Origin of the sequence: Streptomyces anandii JCM 4720, assembly GCF_014650655.1 — a bacterium.
Taxonomy (GTDB): domain Bacteria; phylum Actinomycetota; class Actinomycetes; order Streptomycetales; family Streptomycetaceae; genus Streptomyces; species Streptomyces anandii.
Genome location: NZ_BMVJ01000041.1, coordinates 1 through 4,904, shown reverse-complemented (window position 1 = coordinate 4,904; position 4,904 = coordinate 1). Strand labels below are relative to the sequence as shown.

Below are 4,904 nucleotides of genomic sequence, written 5' to 3'. Positions count from 1 at the left end.
ATCTCGTCGACGAAGCGGTCGTGCACCGAGTCCTCGACGATCAACCGGGCGCCGGCCGAGCAGACCTGCCCGGAGTGCAGGAAGACGGCCGTGAGCGCGAAGTCCACGGCCGTCTCGAAGTCGGCGTCGGCGAAGATCACGTTGGGGTTCTTGCCGCCGAGCTCCAGCGCGACCTTCTTCACGGTCGCCGCGGCGGCGGCCATGATCCGCCTGCCCGTCTCCGGGCCGCCGGTGAAGGAGACCATGTCGACAGCCGGGTTCTCGGAGAGCGGGGCACCCACCTCCGGGCCCGGGCCCAGGACGAGGTTGCCCGCGCCTGCCGGGAGCCCGGCCTCCTCCAGCGCCCGCATCAGCAGGATCGAGGTGGAGGGGGTCAGCTCGCTCGGCTTCAGGACGAAGGTGTTGCCCGCCAGCAGCGCCGGGGCGACCTTCCAGGACGCCTGGAGCAGCGGATAGTTCCAGGGGGTTATCAGAGCGCACACACCGACCGGCTCGTGGACGACGCGGCTGACGGCGTCGTCACGGCCGGTGTCGACCACGCGGCCGGCGTCGGTCCCGCCGATGCCGCCGTAGTAGCGGAAGCAGGAGACGACGTCGGCGATGTCGTACTCGCTCTCCACCAGGCGCTTGCCGGTGTCGAGGGACTCGGCCCGGGCGAACTCCTTGGCGTCGCGCTCGATCAGGTCGGCGGTGCGCAGCAGGAACGCTCCGCGCTCGCGCTCGGGGGTGCGCGGCCAGGGGCCCTCGTCGAAGGCACGGCGGGCCGCCGCGATCGCCGCCTCGGTGTCCGGGCGCGTCCCCTCCGAGACGGTCGCGCTGAGCGTGCCGTCCGCGGGACACCGGATCTCCCGGCGGCCGCCTGCCATCGGCTCCCGCCATTCGCCATCCACATACAGGTCAGCCACGCGCCGAGCCCTCCGACCGAGATGCGTTGCGCATCACGCAATTCATTGCTTGTGGTGGAACACCATGGCGAATGGGCGGACGGACGTCAAGAGGGCGGCGGATGACGATTTCACAAGGGACCGTCCGGCCCTCACGCCTTGACCGAGGACCCCATTGAGGCCAACTATGTTGCTCATCGCTCACTGAGTTGCGCTATACGCATCAACGGAGGCCCCATGTCCCCCCGACCTCAGCCCGGCCGCGAGTACGTCCTCACCCTGTCGTGTCCCGACAGCGCGGGACTGGTCCACGCCGTGAGCGGCTTCCTCGTCCGCAACTCCGGCAACATCCTCGAGAGCCAGCAGTTCGACGACCGGCGCCAGGGCCGCTTCTTCATGAGGGTCCACTTCGACGCCTCCGACCCCGCCGTCGGTCTGGAAAATCTGCGTTACCGGTTCGGACCGGTGGCCGAGGCCTACGGCATCTCCTGGACCTTGCGGGACGCCTCCACCCCGACCCGGACGCTCATCATGGTCTCCAAGTTCGGGCACTGCCTGAACGACCTGCTCTTCCGCCGGCGCACCGGCTCCCTCAACATCGAGGTTCCCGCGATCGTCTCCAACCACCGCGACTTCGAGGGTCTGGCAGAGACGTACGGAGTGCCATTCCACCACATACCGGTAACAAAGAACACCAAGGCCGAGGCGGAGGCCCGGCTGCTGGATCTGGTGCGGGAGTTGGACGTCGACCTGGTCGTACTGGCCCGGTACATGCAGATCCTCTCCGACGACCTCTGCAAGCAGCTCGAGGGCCGCGCCATCAACATCCACCACTCCTTCCTTCCCAGCTTCAAGGGCGCACGCCCCTACGAGCAGGCCTATGACCGCGGGGTGAAGCTCGTCGGCGCCACGGCGCACTACGTGACGCCGGACCTGGACGAGGGACAGATCATCGAGCAGGACGTGGTGCGCGTCGACCACTCCCTCGACCCCGCTGAGCTGGTCACGGTCGGCCGGGACGTGGAGGCACAGGTACTCGCGCACGCGGTGAAGTGGCACAGCGAGAGCCGGGTGATGACCGACGGCAACCGCACGGTGGTCTTCCGCTGAGCGATGGACGGGCACACGAAGTGGGCGGGGCCGGTTTCCGGCCCCGCCCACTTCGGCACGCGCCGCCGTGCGCCGGCGACGACGGAGAACGGGAGAACGGCGGAGGACGGGTCCCGGGCCGCCCCACCACGCCTGCGCAGGCGTGGTGGGGCGGCCCGGGTCATCCCTGCTTCTGGGCGTCGCGGTGGCGGTAGTACGCGGCCTTGGACGGCGGCAGCGGCTCCTTGCCGAGGATGAGGTCGGCCGCCTTCTCGGCGATCATCATCACCGGGGCGTAGATGTTGCCGTTGGTGACGTAGGGCATCACCGACGCGTCCACCACCCGCAGCCCCTCAAGCCCGTGCACCCTCATGCTCAGCGGGTCGACGACCGACATCTCGTCGGTGCCCATCTTGAGGGTGCACGAGGGGTGCAGGGCGGTCTCGCCGTCCTTGGCCACCCAGGCGAGGATCTCCTCGTCGGTCTCGACGGAGGGTCCGGGCGAGATCTCGCCGCCGTTGTAGGGGGCGAGGGCCGGCTGATTGAGGAGCTTGCGGGCGACCCGGATCGCCTCGACCCACTCGCGGCGGTCCTGCTCGGTGGAGAGGTAGTTGAAGCGGAGCGCCGGGTGCTCGCGCGGGTCCTTGCTCCTGATCTTCACCGATCCGATGGCGTCGGAGTACATGGGCCCCACGTGCACCTGGTAGCCGTGCCCTCCGGCGGGCACGGAGCCGTCGTAGCGGACCGCGATCGGCAGGAAGTGGAACATCAGGTTGGGATAGTCCACGTCCTCGTTGCTCCGGGCGAAGCCGCCGGCTTCGAAGTGGTTCGTCGCGGCCGGACCCCTGCGGAAGAGCCACTGCAGGCCGATGAAGGGGGCACGCCACTTCGCCAGGTACGGCTGCATGGACACCGGCTGCTTGCAGGCGTACTGGATGTAGACCTCCAGGTGGTCCTGCATGTTCTCGCCGACACCCGGCAGGTCGTGCACCACGTCGATGCCGAGGGCGGCAAGCTCCTCGGCGTTGCCGACACCGGACAGCTGCAGCAGCTGCGGCGAGTTGATGGCACCGCCGCACAGGATGACCTCCCCGGCGCGCACCTGCCGCACCGGGCCCCGGCCCCGCTGGTACTCCACACCGACGGCCCTCTTGCCCTCGAACAGGACGCGGGTGACGAAGGCGCGGGTCCTGACGGTCAGATTGGGCCGCTTCCTGACGGGCTTGAGATAGGCCTTGGAGGCCGACAGCCGGCGTCCGCGGTGGACGTTGCGGTCGAACCTGGCGAAGCCCTCCTGCCGGTAGCCGTTGACGTCGTCGGTGGGGGCGTAGCCCGCCTCCTCGGTGGCCTTGAGGAAGGCGCCGAAGAGCGGGTTCGTGGCCGGGCCGCGTTCCAGGACGAGGGGGCCGTCATGGCCGCGGAACTCGTCGTCGGGGTCGGCCGCCAGGCAGTTCTCCATCCTGCGGAAGTACGGCAGGCAGTGGGCGTAGTCCCAGGTCTCCATTCCCGGGTCGGCGGCCCAGCGCTCGTAGTCCATGGGGTTCCCGCGCTGGAAGATCATGCCGTTGATGCTGCTGGAGCCGCCGAGCACCTTGCCGCGGGCGTGGTAGATGCGCCGGCCGCCCATGTGAGGCTCGGGCTCGGACTCGTACTTCCAGTCGTAGAACCGGCTGCCGATCGGGTAGGTCAGCGCCGCCGGCATGTGGATGAAGACGTCCCACGGGGAGTCGGACCGGCCCGCCTCCAGCACCAGCACCCGGTTTGCGGGGTCGGCCGAGAGCCGGTTGGCCAGTGCGCTGCCGGCCGATCCACCGCCGACGATCACGAAGTCGTAGTGCAGAGGAGCCATGGTGCCTCGTCTCGCTCGCGCTGTCGATACGCGAGGCATGCTAGTACGAGTATCGCTATACGCACCAGGTTGCGATGAGCGCAACTTGACGGGTCTTCGTTGCGATCGGGTCACTTGCGGGGGCGTCGTCCGGGGCGCCGTTCGGAGCGTTGTTTACTGCGCGTATAGTTTTGCTATGAGCAACTACAGTCCGGACACTGAAACGAACGGTTCGCCGGCCGGCGGGGTGCAGTCCGTGGACCGTGCCGTCAGCGTCCTCGAGATCCTGGGCCAGCGCGGCGAAGCGGGCGTGAGCGAGGTGGCCGCCGAGATCGATGTTCACAAGTCCACCGCGTTCCGTCTGCTCGGCGCCCTGGAGGCGCGCGGCCTGGTGGAGCAGTCGGGCGAGCGCGGCAAGTACCGGCTCGGTTTCGGCATCGTACGCCTGGCGGGCGCTGTCACGGGACGCCTGGACCTCACCCAGCAGGGCCGTCCGGTCTGCGAGCGCCTCGCGGAGGACATCGGCGAGACGGTCAACATGGCGGTCATGCGGGAGCACTACGCGATCAACCTCTACCAGGTGCGCGGCCCGGCGGCCGTCGCCGCGCACAACTGGGTCGGGGAGCTGACCCCGCTGCACGCCACCTCCAGCGGCAAGGTGCTGCTGGCGTACATGCCCGCCCAGGAGCGCAAGGAGCTGCTGGCCAGGGTGGGTCTGAAGAAGGTGACCCCGCACACCATCACCGCGAAGTCGGCGCTGGAGAAGAACCTCTCCGAGGCACGCGAGCGCGGCTACGCGTTCACGCTGGAGGAGCTGGAGATCGGCCTGCACGCCATGGCCGCCCCGGTCCGCAACCAGGACGGCCAGGTGGTCGCGGCCCTCAGTGCCTCGGGTCCCTCCTACCGCTTCACCGAGGAGCGGCTGCACGAGCTCTCCACCATCCTGCTCAGCGGAGCGGAGGAGATCAGCCACCGGATGGGCCACCTGGGCTGAGGTCACCTCCGCCGGACACCCAGGCGCTCGTCGACCCAGTCGTGGAAGGCGCCGATGTGGTGTTCGCTGGGGACCAGGACACCGCCCCGGGCATAGGCCCGCGAGCTCA

At 69.1% G+C, this 4,904-nt stretch carries 4 protein-coding genes; 2 read left to right on the top strand and 2 right to left on the bottom strand.

What is annotated here, in order from left to right:
- On the bottom strand, positions 1-905 hold a 905-nt coding region (locus IE249_RS39515), incomplete at its 3' end, for an aldehyde dehydrogenase family protein (protein ID WP_229859964.1).
- Between the two features lie 216 nt (positions 906-1,121).
- Here IE249_RS39515 and purU point away from each other — a divergent pair.
- Positions 1,122-1,994 carry a formyltetrahydrofolate deformylase gene (gene purU / locus IE249_RS34690; RefSeq protein WP_189711375.1) on the top strand — a complete coding sequence of 291 codons (873 nt, stop codon included), beginning with the start codon at positions 1,122-1,124 and terminating at the stop codon, positions 1,992-1,994.
- 160 nt (positions 1,995-2,154) lie between these two features.
- Here purU and betA read toward each other — a convergent pair whose 3' ends face one another.
- Positions 2,155-3,822, bottom strand: coding sequence for a choline dehydrogenase (gene betA, locus IE249_RS34685; RefSeq protein ID WP_189711372.1), 1,668 nt, complete (start codon positions 3,820-3,822; stop codon positions 2,155-2,157).
- A gap of 175 nt (positions 3,823-3,997) precedes the next feature.
- Between betA and IE249_RS34680 the strand changes: the two genes are divergently transcribed.
- Positions 3,998-4,795 carry an IclR family transcriptional regulator gene (locus tag IE249_RS34680; protein ID WP_189711370.1) on the top strand — a complete coding sequence of 266 codons (798 nt, stop codon included), beginning with the start codon at positions 3,998-4,000 and terminating at the stop codon, positions 4,793-4,795.
- The last annotated feature ends 109 nt before the right edge of the window (positions 4,796-4,904 follow it).

Excerpts from the sequence above, each read along its gene's own strand:
- purU (WP_189711375.1), top strand. The coding sequence starts at position 1,122 with ATGTCCCCCCGACCTCAGCCCGGCCGCGAGTACGTCCTCACCCTGTCG.
- betA (WP_189711372.1), bottom strand. The coding sequence starts at position 3,822 with ATGGCTCCTCTGCACTACGACTTCGTGATCGTCGGCGGTGGATCGGCC.
- IE249_RS34680 (WP_189711370.1), top strand. The coding sequence starts at position 3,998 with ATGAGCAACTACAGTCCGGACACTGAAACGAACGGTTCGCCGGCCGGC.